Origin of the sequence: Acinetobacter sp. BIGb0102 (assembly GCF_003815055.1) — a bacterium.
Lineage (GTDB): Bacteria > Pseudomonadota > Gammaproteobacteria > Pseudomonadales > Moraxellaceae > Acinetobacter > Acinetobacter vivianii.
The window spans coordinates 208,981-228,852 of sequence record NZ_RKQE01000010.1; the positions used below are offsets into that span (position 1 = coordinate 208,981).

Consider the following 19,872-nt stretch of genomic DNA (forward strand, 5'->3'; position numbering starts at 1 on the left):
TGCATCTTGTTTTTCATTCAACAGAGGAATTGTTCATGAGCCAAATCGTTGACATCCGTGCACGTGAAATTTTGGACTCTCGTGGTAACCCAACCATCGAAGCAGACGTTATTTTAGAATCTGGGGTTGTTGGTCGTGCATGTGCACCATCTGGTGCTTCAACTGGTTCTCGTGAAGCTTTAGAACTTCGTGATGGCGATAAAGCACGTTATTTGGGTAAAGGTGTTAAAACTGCGGTTAATAACGTAAATACGATTATCCGTGACGCTTTAGTGGGCAAATCAGTATTTGAACAAAAAGACATCGATAATACGATGATCGAACTTGATGGTACTGAAAACAAAGAAAAATTAGGTGCTAACGCAACTTTAGCTGTTTCATTGGCTGCTGCTCGCGCTGCTGCTGAAGAAAAGAAAATTCCTCTTTTCCAATACATCGCAGATCTTCGTGGTCAAACGACTTTGACTATGCCTGTACCAATGATGAATATCATCAATGGTGGTTCGCATGCAGACAACAATGTTGATATTCAAGAGTTCATGATTGAGCCTGTAGGCTTTACATCATTTGCTGAAGCATTACGTGCAGGTGCAGAAATCTTCCATTCTCTAAAATCAGTTTTAAACAAAAAAGGTTTAAACACTGCTGTAGGTGATGAAGGTGGTTTTGCGCCAAACTTGCGTTCAAACGAAGAAGCAATCACTGTTATTCTTGAAGCGATTGGTCAAACGGGTTACAAAGCTGGTTCTGATATCATGTTGGCACTTGACTGTGCTTCTTCAGAATTCTACAAAAATGGTCAATATGTCCTTGCTGGTGAAGGCAATAAAGCATTCACAAGCAACCAGTTCTCTGACTATTTAGCTGGTCTCGTAAACCAGTACCCAATCATTTCGATTGAAGATGGTCTGGATGAATCTGACTGGGAAGGTTGGAGCTACTTAACATCAATCCTTGGTGACAAAATCCAGTTGGTTGGCGACGATTTATTCGTAACTAATCCTAAGATTTTGCAACGTGGTATTAATGAGAAAGTCGGTAACTCGATTCTGATCAAATACAACCAGATTGGTACATTGACTGAAACTCTAGATGCAATCTACCTTGCAAAAGCAAATGGTTATAGCACTGTAATCTCACACCGTTCAGGTGAAACTGAAGATTCAACAATTGCTGACTTGGCAGTGGGTACAGCAGCGGGTCAAATCAAGACGGGTTCACTATGCCGTTCTGACCGTGTAGCGAAATATAACCAATTGCTTCGTATCGAAGAATTAACGAAAGCAGCTTACCGCGGTAAAGCTGAATTCAAAGGTCTAAAATAAGGTCAAATTATCCATGTTGAAAACTTCTGATCATCTTTCTTTACAAAAGAGAGAAACTCTGCAAATTCATAATCCTATAGAATTCGCAGATGATCTTCCTTTCAGAAGGATGTAGGGGCTTTTTCATGTTAGAGATGTTTCGATCGACCTCGAGTAAATTGATTCTGTTGCTTGCAGTCGTTTTGGTTGCAAGCTTGCAGTATCAATTCTGGTTAGGTGAGGGTGGCTATTTCCCTCACCAAGCCTTAACTCAGCAAATTACTCAACAAGCTGAAATTAATACTGAATTAAAAGAACGAAATCGTATTTTAGCTGCCGAAGTTTTTGATTTAAAAAATGGTAGCGAAGCGATTGAAGAACATGCACGTTTAGATTTAGGTTTAATTAAACCCAATGAAACATTTGTGCAAATGAGTACAATCAGTACCCATTACAAACCGATTTATATCGATCCAAACGCAAAAGAAGATACTGCAACGAATGAAAACCCAGACTAAGCTGTGGGCGGTTGTACCAGCAGCAGGTTCGGGCAGTCGTTTTTCTAAAACTGAATTAAAACAATATCAGTATATTCAAAATCATACTGTACTTGAACATACCGTTAACCGTCTAAATACACTTGATCTGGCAGGCTGTGTGCTTGCCATCGGTCAGCAAGATAATTTTGCCAAAACACTGCCGTTTCAACATAAAGATAATCTGCATTTTTGTGAAGGTGGTGCCGAGCGTGTGCACTCTGTTTTAAATGCCTTGATTTATTTGTCTGAAATTGCAGATGAAAATGATTGGGTATTGGTTCATGACGCGGCACGCCCATGTGTTACTTCGGATTGTTTAACCCGTTTGGTTGAGTCAGCACAGCATTCAAATCAAAGTGCAATTCTGGCCATTCCAGTACGTGACACTTTAAAACAAGTCCCAAGCGAGAATCAGATTGAGAAAACGGTAAGCCGTGAATTGTTGTGGCAAGCTCAGACACCACAAATGGCTCGATTGCAAGTTTTAAAAAGTGCAATTGAACAGGCCTTAGCAGATCATATTGTGATTACAGATGAAGCGAGTGCTTTGGAATATGTGAAAGAACCTGTGCAAGTGGTGCAGGGACGATCTGATAATATTAAAATTACTTATGCCGATGATCTGGAATTGGCACGCCTTATTTTACAATCTCAAATTCATTCATAATTATTTCATTTGCTTTATAAATCAGTTTTTCTCATTGCTTTAATAACCTAAATAAAATTAAGTGAAGTTTACTGTTTGTTTACATTAACTTAAATGACAAAAAACTGACGATTTGTTAAATTTGAACAACATACTTTATAACGGATCAACAAATGAAAAAATTATTACTTGCGGGCCTTTTTACTTTTTCTTTAGTTGGCTGCGCAACGACTCCTCAACAGCCTGAAGATACTGTACAGGAAACAATTCGCTATTCTACTAGCCCTTGTTTTGGTACTTGTCCAATCTATTCTGTTGAGATTACACCTGAAGGCGCTGTTCATTTTGATGGTAAACAATATACCAAAGTGACAGGTACTCAGGATTTAAAAGTTGATCCTTCTGTTTATACCAAGCTCCAACAAGAGCTAAAAACTTACCGTCCTGCGACTGGCGCGAATGTAAAAACAACGGGCTGTGCAGAAACAGCAACTGATCACCAAAGTGCTTTCTTTGCATGGAAACGTCCAGATGGTACAGTGACTCAGTTAAGCCACTACACAGGCTGCATCTCTCCAGCAAATGCTGAGCTCAATAAAGTGATTGAAAAGTTGCCTAAGACGATTGGTATTGAAGATTTAGTACGTTAATATCGATCTAACTTAAAAGAAGGCTTAATTACGCAAAGTAGTTAAGCCTTTTTTCATTGTGTAAAGATTAAAAATAACATATTATAAAAACATATACTGTTTTATGAGAGGAAGATGAGCAGCATTATTTTGGCTTTGATTGGTGGGGGGCTGATCGGATTCGCTGTTGTTGGCTATTTATATATAAATGGTCGGATTGCTGGCATTAGCGGGTTAATTGCTCAACTCTTACAACCAAAATCTTTCATTGGAAGCTCTGCTTTTTGGTTCTTGATGGGCTTAATTGTTACTCCTTTTATTTATCAATTATTTGTACAGCCACAGATTATTTTAGATTCTTCTCCATTTGCTTTGATTGCCGCAGGTTTACTGGTGGGCTTTGGTACACGATTGGGTTCAGGGTGTACCAGCGGACATGGGGTCTGTGGGATTAGCCGTTTATCAATGCGTTCAATCATCGCAACCGTTACATTTATGTTTGTGGGAATGCTCACGGTCTATGTCGCACGTCATCTTTTGGGAGCGATATGATGAAAAACCTATTTGCTTTTATCTTTGGAAGTATATTTGCGCTAGGTTTAATGATTTCAGGAATGTCCAATCCAGCAAAAGTATTAAGCTTCTTAGATATTTTGGGTGAGTGGGATATCAGTTTGATGTTTGTAATGATTGGTGCAATTGCTGTGGCATTTATTCCATTTCAAAAAGCAATCCGTCATCCTAGAACCATCTTGGGAGAAACGATAGCATTGCCGCAGAATCGTCAGATCGATAAAAAGCTGATTATCGGCGCGGTTCTATTTGGTATAGGTTGGGGAATTGCAGGTATTTGCCCAGCACCAGCGCTTACTTTAATTGGACTCGGTTACACACAAATCTGGTATTTCATTATTGCCATGTTAATCGGTATGTTTCTTCATCATCTTTGGGCTAAATCAAGCGGAGAGTAGCAATGTCAAATCCACAAGTTAAAGCTTTCTTTGATGAAAATAGTAACACCTTTAGCTATGTTGTCAGTGATCCTGAAACCCGTTATTGCGCAATTATTGATAGTGTACTGGATTATGATGCCGCTTCTGCGACAACCTCAACAACACATGCCGATGAGATTATTGCCTATATTCAAACTCAGGCCTTACAGGTTGTATGGATCTTAGAAACACATGTGCATGCTGATCATTTAACGGCTTCGCAATATTTAAAATCACAACTTGGCGGAAAAATTGCCATGAGTGAAAAAATTGCTGTGGTTCAGGAGACTTTCAGTGCGATCTATGATCTTGATATAAAGTATTTTAATTCCCAACAAATATTTGACCATCTTTTTAAAGATAATGAGCATTTCCAGATTGGACATTTAGATGCATTTAATATTCCAACGCCCGGCCATACACCTGCATGTTTAAGCTATGTAATTGCAGATGCTGTTTTTATTGGCGATACTTTATTTATGCCTGATTACGGCACAGCACGTTGTGATTTCCCAAAAGGGAGTGCAGAGCTACTGTTTGAGTCCATACAAAAACTTTATCAATTACCTGAACAGACCCGAGTTTTTCTTTGCCATGATTATAAGCCTGAAGGGCGAAATGAATATGTTTGTGAAACCAGTATTCAGGCTCAAAAACAATCTAATATTCATTTAAATGCCGCAACGCCAAAACAGGAATTCGTAAAAATGCGGCAGGCACGAGATGCAACCTTATCTATGCCAAAGCTGATATTACCTGCGATTCAAATCAATATGGATGCAGGGCGTTTTCCTGAACCTAAAGCCAATGGAATTCGTTATTTAAAGCTTCCTTTAAATTATTTTAAATCCTGATTCTTCCAAAAATAGCACTGAAATTCGCGTTAATCCTACCAAATAGCCTAAGTAACATTAAGCTTTAAACAGCCAGCACAAGCAAAGACCAACAAAAAGTCAAAACAAAAATTTTGTACTTTAAGAAAGAGCTATGTTAAAACTACATCCATTTTGAGACTTACATCAATCAGGATATAGGAATGACAACCATCTATTTAGTCAGACATGGTCAAGCTTCATTTGGCAAAACTAATTATGATGAGCTGTCAGAAAATGGCGAGGCACAAGCAAAACTCTTGGGTCAATATTTCAAAAATATTTTTACTGAACAGCCTTATATTGTTTCAGGGAGTATGAAACGTCATCAGCAAACCACACAAATTTCTTTAAGCGAATGTTTTCCTCAAGCCATATATAAGACCGATGGATTGTGGAATGAGTTTAATCACCAACAGGTGTTTTCTCTGTATGAACCTAGATTTTCGCAGCCAGAAGTATTGAAAGAGGATATTTTTAAAGAAGTTGATCCAAGGGCTTATCTGGCACAGATTTTTGATAAGGCAATCGAGCGATGGGCAAATGATGAATTTCATCATGAATACGATGAATCTTGGCCTGTTTTTAAAACCAGAGTAGATCAGGCATTACAAAATTTATGTACTGAGTTAGTAGATCAGCAACCTCAAGAAGCGATTGTATTTACTTCTGGTGGTGTTATCTCTGTGATTATTGGAAAGTTACTTGAGTTGAGTGTACAGCGTACTTTCGCACTGAGCTGGTCGATTGCAAATACAAGTGTTACCACTTTAAAACTGAGTAATGGCGCACTTCAGCTCATCAGTATGAATGAACACCAATTTATTAAATCAAAAAATCCAAACTTATTAACCTGGCTCTAAAGTAAGGCTGGGTACAATATTTAATATAATGTCTGACTTGACCATCCGCTAACCAAAGCTATAGAAAAATATTTGAAGCTTGAAAAGGAACGGGAAGAAAAATTTATATTACTTTATATTTCACATAATTAAAAAAGTTTAAATCCACGTTAGAATATAACGCTTACTTGATAAATAAAGAATTTAAAGTTTCTACATTTATTCATTTACATTAAAAAAAAGGAAAAAATATGTCTCAACATGACTTTAATTTATCAGATCATTTTAAGCTGGGTATTTTTGCTTTTAATTGCTCTGGCGGACTCACTGCTTCTACTTTGGAAGATGGCTGGGATGCGAGTTGGGAGAAAAATCTGGAACTGGCACAAATGGCTGATGACGCTGGAATTGATTTTCTTTTATCTGCTGCACGATTTATTGGCCACGGCGGTGAAAAAGATTTTCATGGTACAGTTCTAGAAACCGTGACCTGGACATCGGCTTTATTAGCCAAAACCAATAAAATTCATGTATTCGCCACATTACACAGTGCGTTAAACCATCCGGTTGTGGTTGCCAAGCAAATTGCGACTATGGCTCAAATCAGTGGCAATCGTGTTGGATTAAATATTGTCGCAGGTTGGAATAAGCCTGAATATGACGCAATGGGATTACAACTGCCAGATGATCATGAAACGCGCTATGATTATGCGCATGAGTGGTACGGATTAGTTAAGAAAACTTGGCAGAGTAAAGAATCCTTTAATTGGAATGGAAAGTTCTTTCAAACGAAAGGGACTTATGGAAAGCCGAATTTGATACCAGCTCCACCTATCTTTAATGCGGCTGGCTCTAAAGAAGGCCGTGAATTCGCAGTTAAAAATTCCGATTTTTTATTTACACCTGCATCAGATCTTGAGCGTTCTGTGTCTGAAATTAAAGAACTGAAGAAAGAAGCTGCAGCACTTGATAGAAGTATTAAAGTATTAACCTTTTCACATGTCATTTGTCGTCCTACGGAGGAAGAAGCCCAAGCAGAATGGGATCGACAATTGAATAATGCAGATGAGGGCGCATTACAACATTTAATAGATACCTTATTTTCATTCTGTAAATCTTTCCCGCCTGATTTATTTGAAGGATTGCGCCAACGTATTGTCGTGGGACACGGTGGTTTCCCATTAGTAGGTACACCAGAGCAGGTTGCGGACGGATTGATTTCTTTACAGCACACGGGTTTCTCAGGTACTACATTATCATTTCTAAACTATACACAAGAATTTCCATATTTTAGAGATCATGTTATGCCGATATTGAAAGAAAAAGGATTGCTTCAATCTGCGTCCTAATTCTTGTGATGGGTGGATGATCTTGGGTAGAAAAGGTCATCCACTGATCAAATACTGACGTGTGAGTGCTTTATTTATATGACAAAAAATATTCAATTGATTGATTTTTGAACATGTTTTTTGATTTTTTGTGGTATAAAAATATCTCAATTATTAAACTTGAGAATAACAAATGTCTGAACAAAAATATCATTGGTATTTGATTGGTTATACTTTTAATGATGCAAGTAATAACGGAAATACAAGAAGTTTTAACATTCAACTGCCATTAGAATCCTTTCTGCCACCTGTTTCTAAAACGAAACTAAATGAGTTGAATGCGATTGGTGCTGAGTGGATCAAGAAAAGTGATCCCTCAACACAGCCAGTGAATTTGTTTGCCATGTCGATTTGTTACTTGGGGGAGATGACTCAAGCTGAGTTTAATGCATAAAGAAAAATGCAAGAATGCTTGGATGATAGGAAAGTCTGGTTAGACGGTTCAACATTCATTTTAATGTCTGCTATAAATACCCTCATGATATTGAGGGTATTTTATAAGAAATAGTAATATTTTTAAAATATCCAAATAGTTACGGCTTGATAAGCAATTACTCTAATAAACATAGTATAGAAATCTAGGTAATTAAAAATCTAACTTTCTATTACATAGATGACTCCTTATAAATAAATTCATTTTTGTATATTTTTTTAATGACTTCGTATCAGCTATTTGATAAATTACCTGCATAATAAAGGGGTGTTTTAATGACAAGAATTTTAATTACTTCAATGCTACTGGCCTTGAGTTTTAATGTAACCGCTAATACTGATGATGAATTGAAAGAACAAGGAATTATTGGGCAGGATTTTAAGTTTATAGATCTTGATCGAGCGACTGAGTATTTTAAAAAATCGACTGAGAAGACTTCAAAATCAGTGACTTATAAATCAAATGAGTTGGTAAAGATAACATCAGCTTCCGCGACGCCATTTTATTCTTCAGTAACATTTAGCCCAGCTTTAGATATATCTGAAACTGAAGAAAAAGATTTAGCTGATTTTATAAGTACTAAAGATAGTTATCAGGTTTGGTGCAAAGAGCTTTATAACTCTAAGTATATGGGTGTTAATGATCATAAAGTTGAGGTCTTTTATAAGAATAAAGTTGGAGAGACTTTAGGCAGTGTGATTTTGAATAATGAAACTTGTAGATAGCATTTTTTAGTAATTACGACTTCTAATTATTGATTAGAACAACTTAATAAAGCATAAATAGGTATTCAAGTTAGCAATAGAATAATTTAATTTATTAAGTCACTGTTTTATTTAAATTAAACTGACCTCTTATGGTCAGTTTTTTTATTGGTTAGAAAGAAGATACTATAAGTTAAGCGTCTTACTCAGCCATTTTGGCTGTACTCAAAGCTTATGTCTAATGAAACTATAATTCCAGCAATAAAATTAATAGAGTAACAACACTATTCACGTAAGTATATCTATAAGAATTCCTTAAAGAGGGCATTTTTTCTATAAGCGCTACTTTTAACTACAGTTAATTTTGTTAAGTTCATCACAAAAAAATGGTGATTAGTCACCTTTTATCAGTAAGTAAAATTTATTGTTTGATAAAAAAACATTTGTAGTTATATTCAAAAAACATATTACTAAATCAGGTAATGTGGAATTTCAGGAAGAAATAAAATGAAAAAAACAGCAACAAAAATTGTAATCGCAACAACTTTGATGTCTTTAACCAACTTAACTTATGCCCAAGAGTTTAAGCGATTCTCGGTCTCGGCAGGTTGGTTACATGTAATGCCACAAGGTAAGGCGAATCCCTTTAATATTAATACCAATGTTAAAAATGGAACGGTCACCAAAGTCGGAAGTATTTCGACGACTAGCTTCTTAAATTCGGTTGATCCGAATGCGATGGGAACTGATTTAGGAGGAGAGCAGTTTAACCAAAAAGAATTTCTCGAGTTAGCTTTAAATGAGCCATCTTTGGCAGCAATATTAACTGATGGAAATGGCAATATCCTGCCAGAAGTTGCTGGTAGTGCTAATATTTATGGGTTAGAAAACTGGCGGCAGAATGATGCGGGTCTTGAAGTTGATGATGTCGATACTTTAGGTTTAATGTTCAATTATTATTTGAATGACAAAGTTTCATTACAGTTAATCGGGGGCGTTCCACCGAAAGTTGATATTAAAGGAGAGGGAGAAATTGCAGCGCCTTTAACTGGATTAGCAGTTTCTCCAAATGAAATCGTAAAAATTTTGTTCCCTGATGGTATTACCTTAGGTCAATCTATTCCTATTACAAATTTAGGTAACAAGTCCAAAGCTGCAACAGTTCGTGCATGGACTCCAGCGATAGAAGCACAATATCAGTTTGGTACAGGTGGCGTAGATAAATTTAGACCATATGTGGGTGCTGGTCTGATGTATGCTCATTTTAACCAGATTAAGCTTAATGAAGGAATTAGAGCTGATTTGATCTCAGCTGGGCATATGATTCAAAATGTATTGGATGGTAAAGGTGGAGCTGCTTTAGACCGAAAAGTCTCAAGTGGTGATATGACTGTCAAAGTAGATGCGGATGATGCGATTGCACCTATTGTTTCCGTTGGTTTTACTTATGATTTTAATGATTCTTGGTATGGAGTCGGTTCAGTTTCCTATGCCAAATTGAATAATAAGGCCACTATTGATGTCGTCAACAAAAATACAGGCAGTAAGTTAATTCACGCGACAACCAAGATCGATATTGATCCACTGATTACTTATGTTGGTGTGGGATATCGTTTCTAGTACAGAGATCGATGAAAAAGCGCTTTAAGAGAGTAATAGACATCTTTCAATTTTTCTATTAAATTCAAAAAAAACCATAGCTTACATCGTTATGGTTTTTTATAATTATCCAGAATTTAATATAAAGTTAGTCAATTTTTATAAAATAAACATTTTCATCAACTTGGATGGGCTGTTCTGCAAAAGGAACAACGACAATACAGTTCGCAACCAGATAAGGTTCTATTTGATAAGCATGCTGCTTTTCAATTATCTCTAAGTCATACTGACCATCATCATGAAGTTGATATTTGCCCCATACTAGTCTCTTTTGAACCAGATCTGTTTCAATTTTTTGTTTAGCGCGACCTTTTATAAATATTTTGTTGAGAAAATCTGGATCATGTTTATTTAGAATATACTTCACCATGAAATGCATGAGTAAGGCAATGTCTTGCATATCACCAGGGAGATTAATAATCGTCGTTTTATCTTCGGTGATAACGGTCTTAGAGCCTCTAGGATTACCTTGATCATCAATGAGCGGTACGATTTCACGCACTTCAGGAGTTCTAGGCATACTTCTAATAATACCCATTTCAGCAGCAGGGATAGAGCGTGTTTGGAAATTTGAGGGCATACTGCCAGGATCAAAAGTCGTTAGTCTACCGATTGAAAATACTGAACCACCAATGTTCTTGTGAGAACAGATAATCATTACATCAAAATTTGGAATATGTTCTTCAAAAAAACGATTATAACTTTCCCAATCTGTTGTTAATGTCTCATCTAAAGTTGGGTCTTTCTCTTTCTTTCGGCTATTGTATGCTGAATCATAACGCTGTGGCTTAAGTCGCTTTATCTCAACATTGTCGTAACCCCACGTTTTCAATACGTCTTTAACGTACAAGCTTTCTTCACAAAATGAATGCTCCTCATCAAAGGAATGCATACTCACAACCATAATTCGTGGATTTTTATAAATTGTGATTTCTTTAATTCCAGCGCGTCTGAGTGCAATCAATTTTTCTGGTGTGATTTTTTCATTTTTAGCTAAGATTAGATCACCTTGTTGAATTACACTACCTTGCTGGATAACGCCTTGCATTGTAGAGACAGGCGCTATAATTTTTTTATTATCATAATCAGAAATATCTAAACGCTTATCTTCTTCTGCAATAACAGCATCAACAGATTCAGGTAATTTTGTATATTGTGGAATTCTGAGTAGATTTTTTCCATTTAGATCCAGCTTATATGGGTTCACTGAACGATAAAGTTGTGATCCCCAGCAGTACAGGTTATCGATTAATATTGGCCGCTGTTTACTTGCAGCTTGAGTTGATTCTGAATTAATAGCCCAACCAGTGTAGGCGGATAGGTTATGGATTGGATAGTCCTGTAAAGCATGAATATCAGTTGCATTTACTTGATTAAGTGCCATTTCTAAGTTTACAGTATCCTTTAGTTCCCCCAGAGGAAGCTGCATAAAAAGGCGATAATAAATCGTGGTCAGATCATATGGAAGATCTTCAGGTACGGGAAGTTTACGCATAAGTATAAGTCCAAGAGGTAGCTCTGATTTGAGCTACCTCTTTAAATGAGTCATTAATCAACTTTTAAAAAGAATTCATCTTGATCTAGCACTCTTTCCGCACTAAAAAAAGCACCTAAACGAGCACCTGCTCTCCGATTATCAGAGGCGTCAATCTTTTTCACGGAAGCATCTGCTCCACCTTCACCTGTTGCCGCAAATGGAAATTCATCACAATCGCAATCCGTTGCAACTTCATCAGAATCACCTGTAAAGAAGCATTTCGAACCCACAGTTGGACCATATTTTGCCTTACAGTTTTTGACGGAAATGGCTCGATGTTCTTTGCGTTTTCCTGCATCTCTAAGACGATGTAAAGGTCTTGAATTTGACGTTCTAAATAGTGAGTTTGGTGCACTAGCAATAAACTCCCCCGGTTGTCCTGCTAAAAAGGCTTCTTTAATATGCTTTGCAGATTCATCTACATCAGGATCAGTAAGTTTAATTGTGGTCATAATCGCTGGTGCATTGGGATAGACACAGCCCTGTGTGTTTAATTTGGCCTTCCCAATATCACATCTTACACTAGGATTATAAAGGCCTGGGTCCAAATAGCCTGCATTATCAAAAGATTCTTTTACTTTTGCAACCTGAAAACTAACACTGGGAGATAAAAATAAAGGATTTGATGTTGCAAGAGATGCTTTTGAGGGTGTAAATGTGGTAATTGACTCTGCAGATAAACCATTAACTAAATTAATAGGATTACCATATACAGTTTTTACAGTACATTCATAACAATACAATTCCGGACGTACTTTTAAAGATTCACCAGGCTTTCCAATAATTTGAGTACGTAATTTATATTTATAGCTCCAGGTTAATGCATTTTTAGGATTATCAGAATAAACATATGCAGTAACTTTTGCAGTACCAACATTCAGCCCTTGTGCATCAGTTAAAGCTATTTCTCGCTGTTCTGACATTAGACAATGTGACCCTCTACTTATAAAACTATCAAGATCTTTACCGACTGTTTTACAAATTGGTGATACATCTAAAGCGCTCGCTGCATAATTACTAGAGGCTACAAACAAAGCACTTATTGCCATTATATATTTAGTTATATTTAACATGAATTTTCCAATATTTTAGTAAAAAAATTTTAAACAATTTCCTTTAAATTATTTAAAATTTGAATAAATAATAAGGAAAAATAAATGAAAGTAAATTTATTTATTAAAAATTATTAACTTATATTTATCATATGGTCTTTTTTTACACAGTAGAGTAGTAAAGATAATCATAAAAATATTTTATTTTTCATGTAATTAAATAGCATATTTTTTTAAAATAATTTGTTAACTTATTTTAAATAGTAAGCTTTTTTGTTACAAATATCTTAATAAATATTTCTTTTTGAAATAAGTTCATAAGAAGTTCCTATACCTTTATTTCTGTGTATTTAATAAGGTTATCTGTTCATAAATATCAGTCTCAAAAAAATATATCCATGGGGGCTACTATCTATATGAGCTGAAAAATGCAGGTCCAAAAGTCCTTCTGATATACATGTTATTGGCGTTACTTTTTACTTTATATGTCAAATTGAGATATATAACTTTATAAAGTTAGTTTGTTGGTCTGACTAAGTTATTAATCGAAATAGTTTAGTGATATTATAAGGGTATTAATCCGAATATGAGCTCTATAAGCTATGAAAATTGAGAGCTTTATTGTTGTTAAAAAAAAGATTCTTAGCATCTCAAAGACCCAAGCAAAAAACTGGAAAATTCGATAAAATGATTAAAAATATTCATTCGATTTAAAATTTGGCTATTGATATAAATGACTGATATAGAAATAGAAACACATCCACTACAACCATTTTTACCTTCCAGTGCCAAGCTATTGATGCTAGGTAGTTTTCCACCGCCACAAAGCCGTTGGAAGATGGATTTTTACTATCCAAATTATCAAAACGACATGTGGAGAATATTTGGCCTGATTTTCTTTAATAATAAAAATCATTTTTTAAATTTACCCAATAAAAACTTTAAAGAACAACAAATTCGTGAGTTTCTAACTGAGATTGGAGTGGGAATATTTGATACGGCGTATCAGATTAAACGCTTGCAGGGTAATGCATCGGATAAGTTTTTAGAAATTGTCACACCCACAGATTTATCAAAGTTACTTGAGCAAATACCAATGTGTCATACCATCATGACAACGGGGGATAAGGCAACGGATACACTGATGCAGCATTTTCCAGATCAGCCAATAAAACCAATGATAGGGCAATCTGTACAGGTTAAACATCTTGATCGGGAGCTGAATTTATATCGTTTACCTTCTTCGTCACGCGCCTATCCGTTAGCACTGGAAAAGAAAGCAGAAGTCTATCAACAATTTTTTCAGCGAATTGGATTGGTGTAATAAAAAAAGAGGAGGGAAGCTATGAGTGATGATGTGGCTAGTCCTATTGATTTAAGGCTTTATGCAGATGCGCTTGAATGGCAAGAAACAGCAAATGCAAAACGTCCATGGAGACAGGACTTCTTTCAGTATTATGTAGACTTTATAAAAACTCACATCGGTAATAATTGTCATTTATTAGAACTAGGGTCTGGACCTGGTTTTTTAGCTCAACATTTGTTATCGCAACTTGATGGTATTAAATATCACGCTTTTGATTTTTCTGAAGTGATGCACACGCTTGCACAAGAGAAATTAAATGCCACTGAAAAAGCACGAGCAACCTACATTATCGGAGATTTTAAAGAGCCGAACTGGCAAGATAGCCTGACTCAAAAATTTGACATCATCATTATTCATCAAGCTTTACATGAGCTTCGCCATAAGAAATATGCAACCGATTTTCATAAAATCGTGAAAACCTTATTAAAATCTGAAGGCCATTATATGGTTTGTGATCATATTTGTGCGCCTGATGCGATGCAAAATGATCAACTTTTTATGAGTAAACAAGAGCATATTGAGGCTTTAAAAAAGGCATCTTTTAATGTTATCAAAATGCCTTTAGAAATAGCAGGTTTGTGTTTATTTGAAATGTCACCCAGTTAAGATATAAATAAACCTGAATAAGGTTTACATCATCCACTCTACAGGGAAATAAGACACCACATTCATGGTAAAGCGCTGGAATCTGGTACTTTCAGGATCATGATGATGCTGAATAACTTCACCATTGTCTTTATGCTCATACCAGACAATATTGCCATGTTCATCTAATTTAAGTTGATAAGCCACTTGTAATAAATGCTGGTCCAGCATTGCGGTAATCTGGTCTTGTAAATGATCAGATTCCACCACCAAACCCACTTCAGTATTTAGATGAGCAGAGCGTGGGTCAAAGTTAAATGAACCAATAAAAACCTTTCCATCAACATCAAAAAACTTGGCGTGTAAGCTGGAGCGATTTTTACCTTTGACGGGAATGACACTCCCTGTCGCAATTTCATACCAAGTTCGCTTTTTACGCTCGATGTTAGGCTTAAACTCATAAAGCTGCACACCATTTTGTAAAAGCGGCTTACGATACTGGCTATAGAACGAATGAACTACGGCCACATCATTGGCAACCAGACTATTGGTCAGTACCCGTACTTTGATACCGTCTTTAGAAAGTTGATTGAGATAGGCCGTACCACGTTCAGTCGGGACGAAATAGGCAGATACCAGTTCCATATGCTGTTCTGGTTTGCCCATAATATTGAGGACTTGGGAATAGAGAAGTTGCTGTTGTTGTGCTTGTCCGCGAGCCTTATCTGGATGATCAGCCACAAAATGGGCTTTGGCCCACTGGATTGGATAATTTTCTAAACGTAATTTTAAATAATCTTGTGCGGCTTCTAATTTATCTTCGGTTGGTGTATTGACCTGATCCAGCGTTTTATATGAGATTCTTAGGTTTTCAAGTTGCTGAGCAGAGCCATGACCTAACAATTGTTCTGTTGAATAGCTCAGTGGATGATTCCAGAACTCATCAAATACATCTTCCGCTCGCTCTACCGCTTTGCCGTAAAATAAAATATCCATGTCACTGAACTGAAACTGATCGCCAGCATCAAAATATTCACTACTGATATTTCTTCCACCTGTAACAGCAATAGAATGATCCGCCAGTGTAAGCTTGTTGTGCATGCGATGGTTAATCTGTTTTAAGCGGAAGATATAATCAATAAAACGGAGGTATCTAAATTTATAAGGATTGAAGATACGTATTTCAAAATTTGGATGTTGGGCAAGGGCTTTTAAAGTCTTATCCAGCTTTATTCCATTTTGGTCATCAATCAGCAGGCGGACTTTTACACCACGATCAGCAGCATTCAGCAGTTCATGAAGCATCAGATTGCCAATGGCATCGTCATTCCAGATATAGTATTGTAAATCAAGCTGATGCTTGGCATTTCTGATTAAATGAATACGTGAGGCAATGCTTAAAAAAGCATCATCTAGAGCTAAAAAAGCCGTTAAACCGTTTTCAATATTAAGATCGGCCTGTGGGTCATTCATCCACTTTGTTTTAGTTTGCAAGGAATTACTCCGATCATGATTTTCATTCGGCGGTAAAGAACAACCACCAATTCCGAATACAATAACAAGCGTCATCATTTTAAAGTGATATAAATTCTTTATCATTTTTATCGTGAAATGTTGCGTACTATGTAAAGATAGCATCACATGTACTTGAAGATGTTGAATATCAGCATAAAATCAGTTAACTGTTACAAACATAACACATTACATCGACTATAAAGGATGAAGGTATGAAATCTCGTGCAGCCGTTGCATTTGCCGCAGGTGAACCATTACAAATCGTAGAGCTTGATGTTGAGCCACCAAGAGCAGGTGAGGTTCTCATTAAAATTACGCATACTGGGGTGTGCCATACAGATGCCTTCACTTTATCAGGTGATGATCCTGAAGGTGTATTTCCTGCTGTTTTAGGCCATGAAGGCGCAGGGGTTGTGGTACAAGTGGGTGAAGGTGTGACTAGCGTCGCAGTAGGCGATCATGTGATCCCATTGTATACGGCTGAATGTAAGGAATGCTTATTCTGTAAATCTGGAAAAACCAATCTTTGTGTTGCTGTGCGGGCAACTCAAGGTAAAGGGGTTATGCCAGATGGCACCACTCGTTTTTCTTATAACGGTCAACCGATCTATCACTACATGGGCTGTTCAACCTTTAGTGAATATACGGTGGTTGCTGAAGTATCTTTGGCAAAAATCAATCCAGAAGCCAACCATGAACAAGTATGTTTACTTGGTTGTGGCGTGACTACAGGTATTGGCGCCGTTCATAACACTGCAAAAGTGCAGGAAGGCGATAGCGTTGCTGTGTTTGGTTTAGGCGGTATTGGTCTTGCTGTAGTACAAGGTGCACGTCAGGCCAAAGCTGGACGTATTATTGTAGTAGATACCAATCCAGATAAATTTGAACTAGCAAAACAGTTTGGCGCAACAGATTTCCTTAATCCAAAAGAGTATGATCAGCCTATTCAGCAAGTCATTGTGGAAATGACAGGTTGGGGCGTTGATCATTCTTTTGAATGTATCGGCAATACGAATGTTATGCGTTCTGCACTTGAATGTGCACATCGTGGTTGGGGACAGTCGGTGATTATTGGCGTTGCGGGTGCAGGTCAGGAAATCTCAACCCGTCCATTCCAGTTGGTGACAGGCCGTAAATGGATGGGTACTGCTTTTGGTGGTGTAAAAGGTCGTTCACAACTTCCTAAAATGGTTGAAGATGCAATGAAAGGTGAGATTCAGCTTGAACCTTTTGTAACGCATACCATGCCACTTGAAGACATTAATGAAGCCTTTGACTTGATGCATGAAGGTAAGTCGATTCGTACTGTGATTCATTTCTAAATTTAAATAATGAGATTTGATGGTGTGAAATACATCATCAAATCTTGGTAACTCGAAATGTCAAAACCACGTTTAAAAATGCACCTTCGGATCTTGTCTGATGAACAGATTGCCTTTGGCCCCGGCAAAGCTGAATTACTCGAAGCCATCCAGCGTACAGGTTCAATTTCACAAGCGGCCAAATCTATGAACATGAGTTATCGTCGTGCATGGCAACTGGTCGATACCATGAATCAATGCTTTCAATCTCATCTTGTCGAAACTCAAACAGGGGGAACGCATGGTGGTGGTGCAATCGTAACCGAATTGGGGCAAGTCATATTAAAAAAATTTAGAGGCATGGAACAACAGGCGATTCAGTCCGTTGCTGCAGAATTTGAAGATATCACTAAATATTTAAAGTAAATAACGCTATAAAAACAAATAACTTAAATCGAATTTTATCATTTTTATTCAAATCTTTTATTCCACACTAAAGATCTGCTGATTTATAGCGCACGTCAGCTCGAAGGAAATTTTTCCAGCACTATAACTGCACCATTCTCATAAGCTTGTATTTTATTAAATAATCTAAGTAATTAATTTTTATATTAAAAAAATATTGGCACAGTTTCTGCATTTATCTATTCAAACTTGTATACAAGATAGGATTCATAAGATGCATGAACTAAAAACTTTAGGCTGGACAATTTCTGAATGGCAAACGGCGTATTTCAACAATGAAATTCAACTCGATATTTTAAAAGAATTAGTCAAAGCACTTGATCCTAATGATGTGGCCTGGATTTCGATTGTGAGTCCTGATGTACTCGAACAACAGATTCAGTCTTTAACGCAATTAGCGCAAGATGCGGAAGACCTCAAAAAGCAATTTCCTTTATACGGCATACCGTTTGCGGTTAAAGACAATATAGATGTCGCTGGTTTTGTTACCACCGCAGCATGTAAAGCATTAAATACGATTGCGACACAAGATGCTGAAACTGTCCGTTTGCTTAAACAAGCGGGTGCGATTGTCATTGGTAAAACCAACCTTGATCAGTTTGCCACAGGTTTGGTCGGGACACGTTCACCCTTTGGTGCAGTACCAAATAGCTTTAAACCTGAATATGTCAGTGGCGGTTCAAGTTCAGGTTCTGCCAGTGTAGTAGCAAGAGGTTTGGTTCCATTTTCATTGGGCACGGATACAGCTGGATCGGGTCGTGTGCCAGCGGCATTCAATAATATTGTGGGCTTAAAACCAACCAAAGGTCGTTTTTCCAATCGTGGTTTATTACCGGCAGTCAAAAGCATTGATTGCATTTCAATTTTTGCATTAACCGTTGCAGATGCAGAGTTGGTTGCCCATCAAGCCGAAGCGTATGATGCTTTAGACAGTTACTCTCGTCCACATCCTAAAAATGTACCTGCTCGATTCTCGAGTAAATTGAAATTTGCGATTCCAAAACAATTAAATTTTTTTGGTGATGAGCAGGCAGAAAAAGCCTTCCAGCAAACCATTCAATTACTTGAAAGTTTAAATGCAGAAATCACAGCGATTGATTTTTCTGCCTTTGAGCAACTTGCAGCACAGTTATATCAAGGGTCTTGGGTTGCCGAGCGCACGGCGGCGGTTGCGGATCTACTAAAAAGCAATGCCGACGATTTTGATCCAACGGTCTTGGAAATCGTTCAACAAGGTGAAAAATACTCTGCGGTAGATGCCTACAATGCCGAATATTTAAGAATGGATCTAGCTCGAAAAATTCAAGACAGTCTGGCTGAATTTGATGCACTTATTGTTCCAACTGCACCAACGATTTATACCATTGAGCAGCTTCAACAACATCCAATTGAATACAACGCTCACTTTGGCATTTATACCAACTTTACCAATCTTGCAGATTTAAGTGCACTGGCATTACCAGCAGGCTTTAGAGCAGACAACTTACCTTTCGGCATCAGTTTAATTGCACCTGCATGGCATGATGCGGCCCTAATTCACTTTGGTAAGGCTTGGCAAAACTATTTGGCACTTAAATTGGGTGCTTTAGACAAGACCTTAGCTTCAAACGCACCAACTTTCGTGTCTCCTCATCATATCCGAGTTGCTGTGGTGGGCGCACATTTAACAGGCATGCCACTCAATTTCCAACTAACCACTCGTGATGCAGTACATGTCGAAACCACCAAAACCTCTCAGGACTACGCACTTTATGCCTTAAATGGCACCGTTCCACCAAAACCTGGACTAGCACGTCAATCCAATGGAAAAAGCATCATCGTCGAACTTTGGGATGTACCAACGGCACGATTTGGTGAGTTTGTTGCAGAAATTCCAACCCCATTAGGGATGGGCAATGTCGAACTTGAAGATGGTCGTTGGGTCAAAGGTTTTATTTGCGAACCGTATGGCTTAGGCGATGCCGAGAATATTAGCCATTTTGGTGGATGGAGAGCCTATATCCAGCATCGTAACAGTCAAGCGGCAAACACAGCGAATTAATT

Annotated in this window: 20 protein-coding genes; 17 read left to right on the plus strand and 3 right to left on the minus strand. The window is 37.3% G+C overall.

Annotation, left to right across the window (positions count from 1 at the left end; genetic code table 11):
* Positions 1-35: 35 nt before the first annotated feature.
* From eno to EC846_RS03875, 12 genes are all read left to right on the plus strand, one after another.
* Positions 36-1,325, plus strand: a complete 1,290-nt coding sequence (eno, locus tag EC846_RS03820; protein WP_005230688.1) for a phosphopyruvate hydratase — start codon at positions 36-38, stop codon at positions 1,323-1,325.
* Positions 1,326-1,450: 125 nt separating this feature from the next.
* A complete protein-coding gene (gene ftsB / locus EC846_RS03825; RefSeq protein ID WP_004772376.1) occupies positions 1,451-1,822 on the plus strand; it encodes a cell division protein FtsB in 372 nt (123 codons plus the stop codon).
* Positions 1,806-2,510: a 2-C-methyl-D-erythritol 4-phosphate cytidylyltransferase gene (gene ispD, locus EC846_RS03830; protein ID WP_123774246.1), complete on the plus strand. Its 705-nt coding sequence runs from the start codon at positions 1,806-1,808 to the stop codon at positions 2,508-2,510. The genes ftsB and ispD overlap by 17 nt, the downstream gene beginning before the upstream one ends.
* A 152-nt stretch (positions 2,511-2,662) precedes the next feature.
* On the plus strand, positions 2,663-3,139 hold the full coding sequence (locus tag EC846_RS03835) for a DUF6438 domain-containing protein (protein WP_004772374.1): 477 nt from the start codon (positions 2,663-2,665) through the stop codon (positions 3,137-3,139).
* Positions 3,140-3,253: 114 nt separating this feature from the next.
* Positions 3,254-3,670, plus strand: coding sequence for a YeeE/YedE family protein (locus EC846_RS03840; protein WP_123774247.1), 417 nt, complete (start codon positions 3,254-3,256; stop codon positions 3,668-3,670).
* On the plus strand, positions 3,670-4,089 hold the full coding sequence (locus EC846_RS03845; RefSeq protein ID WP_123774559.1) for a DUF6691 family protein: 420 nt from the start codon (positions 3,670-3,672) through the stop codon (positions 4,087-4,089). The genes EC846_RS03840 and EC846_RS03845 overlap by 1 nt, the downstream gene beginning before the upstream one ends.
* A 2-nt stretch (positions 4,090-4,091) precedes the next feature.
* Positions 4,092-4,964 carry an MBL fold metallo-hydrolase gene (locus EC846_RS03850; protein WP_123774248.1) on the plus strand — a complete coding sequence of 291 codons (873 nt, stop codon included), beginning with the start codon at positions 4,092-4,094 and terminating at the stop codon, positions 4,962-4,964.
* 182 nt (positions 4,965-5,146) lie between these two features.
* The gene (locus EC846_RS03855; RefSeq protein ID WP_123774249.1) at positions 5,147-5,845 is read left to right on the plus strand and encodes a histidine phosphatase family protein; all 699 of its coding nucleotides are present in this window, start codon (positions 5,147-5,149) and stop codon (positions 5,843-5,845) included.
* A 230-nt stretch (positions 5,846-6,075) separates the two neighbouring features.
* Positions 6,076-7,173 (plus strand): LLM class flavin-dependent oxidoreductase, encoded by a 1,098-nt coding sequence (locus EC846_RS03860; RefSeq protein ID WP_123774250.1) that lies wholly within the window; start codon positions 6,076-6,078, stop codon positions 7,171-7,173.
* Between the two features lie 172 nt (positions 7,174-7,345).
* Entirely contained in the window at positions 7,346-7,606 is a 261-nt protein-coding gene (locus tag EC846_RS03865; protein WP_005257798.1) for a hypothetical protein, read from the plus strand.
* Between the two features lie 314 nt (positions 7,607-7,920).
* Complete coding sequence (locus tag EC846_RS03870) at positions 7,921-8,370, plus strand: hypothetical protein (protein WP_123774251.1); 450 nt, start codon at positions 7,921-7,923, stop codon at positions 8,368-8,370.
* A 486-nt stretch (positions 8,371-8,856) separates the two neighbouring features.
* The gene (locus tag EC846_RS03875; protein WP_123774252.1) at positions 8,857-9,969 is read left to right on the plus strand and encodes an OmpW/AlkL family protein; all 1,113 of its coding nucleotides are present in this window, start codon (positions 8,857-8,859) and stop codon (positions 9,967-9,969) included.
* A gap of 127 nt (positions 9,970-10,096) precedes the next feature.
* Here the strand turns inward: EC846_RS03875 and EC846_RS03880 are convergent, their stop codons facing one another.
* Together EC846_RS03880 and EC846_RS03885 are read right to left on the minus strand one after the other, a co-directional pair.
* The gene (locus tag EC846_RS03880; RefSeq protein ID WP_123774253.1) at positions 10,097-11,503 is read right to left on the minus strand and encodes a molybdenum cofactor biosysnthesis protein MoeA; all 1,407 of its coding nucleotides are present in this window, start codon (positions 11,501-11,503) and stop codon (positions 10,097-10,099) included.
* 53 nt (positions 11,504-11,556) lie between these two features.
* Positions 11,557-12,618 (minus strand): NucA/NucB deoxyribonuclease domain-containing protein, encoded by a 1,062-nt coding sequence (locus EC846_RS03885; RefSeq protein WP_123774254.1) that lies wholly within the window; start codon positions 12,616-12,618, stop codon positions 11,557-11,559.
* A gap of 712 nt (positions 12,619-13,330) precedes the next feature.
* On the opposite strand from EC846_RS03885, the gene EC846_RS03890 reads away from it, so the two are divergent.
* Together EC846_RS03890 and EC846_RS03895 are read left to right on the plus strand one after the other, a co-directional pair.
* The gene (locus tag EC846_RS03890; protein ID WP_123774255.1) at positions 13,331-13,921 is read left to right on the plus strand and encodes a uracil-DNA glycosylase family protein; all 591 of its coding nucleotides are present in this window, start codon (positions 13,331-13,333) and stop codon (positions 13,919-13,921) included.
* Positions 13,922-13,942: 21 nt separating this feature from the next.
* On the plus strand, positions 13,943-14,569 hold the full coding sequence (locus EC846_RS03895) for a class I SAM-dependent methyltransferase (protein WP_123774256.1): 627 nt from the start codon (positions 13,943-13,945) through the stop codon (positions 14,567-14,569).
* Positions 14,570-14,593: 24 nt separating this feature from the next.
* Here the strand turns inward: EC846_RS03895 and EC846_RS03900 are convergent, their stop codons facing one another.
* Complete coding sequence (locus tag EC846_RS03900; protein ID WP_123774560.1) at positions 14,594-16,117, minus strand: phospholipase D family protein; 1,524 nt, start codon at positions 16,115-16,117, stop codon at positions 14,594-14,596.
* Positions 16,118-16,275: 158 nt separating this feature from the next.
* Between EC846_RS03900 and EC846_RS03905 the strand changes: the two genes are divergently transcribed.
* The 3 genes from EC846_RS03905 to atzF all read left to right on the plus strand — a co-directional run bounded on the left by EC846_RS03905 (position 16,276) and on the right by atzF (position 19,870).
* Positions 16,276-17,385 (plus strand): S-(hydroxymethyl)glutathione dehydrogenase/class III alcohol dehydrogenase, encoded by a 1,110-nt coding sequence (locus tag EC846_RS03905; protein WP_004772305.1) that lies wholly within the window; start codon positions 16,276-16,278, stop codon positions 17,383-17,385.
* A gap of 57 nt (positions 17,386-17,442) precedes the next feature.
* The gene (locus EC846_RS03910; protein WP_123774257.1) at positions 17,443-17,790 is read left to right on the plus strand and encodes a winged helix-turn-helix domain-containing protein; all 348 of its coding nucleotides are present in this window, start codon (positions 17,443-17,445) and stop codon (positions 17,788-17,790) included.
* A 253-nt stretch (positions 17,791-18,043) separates the two neighbouring features.
* Positions 18,044-19,870, plus strand: coding sequence for an allophanate hydrolase (gene atzF, locus EC846_RS03915; RefSeq protein ID WP_123774258.1), 1,827 nt, complete (start codon positions 18,044-18,046; stop codon positions 19,868-19,870).
* Positions 19,871-19,872: the final 2 nt, after the last annotated feature.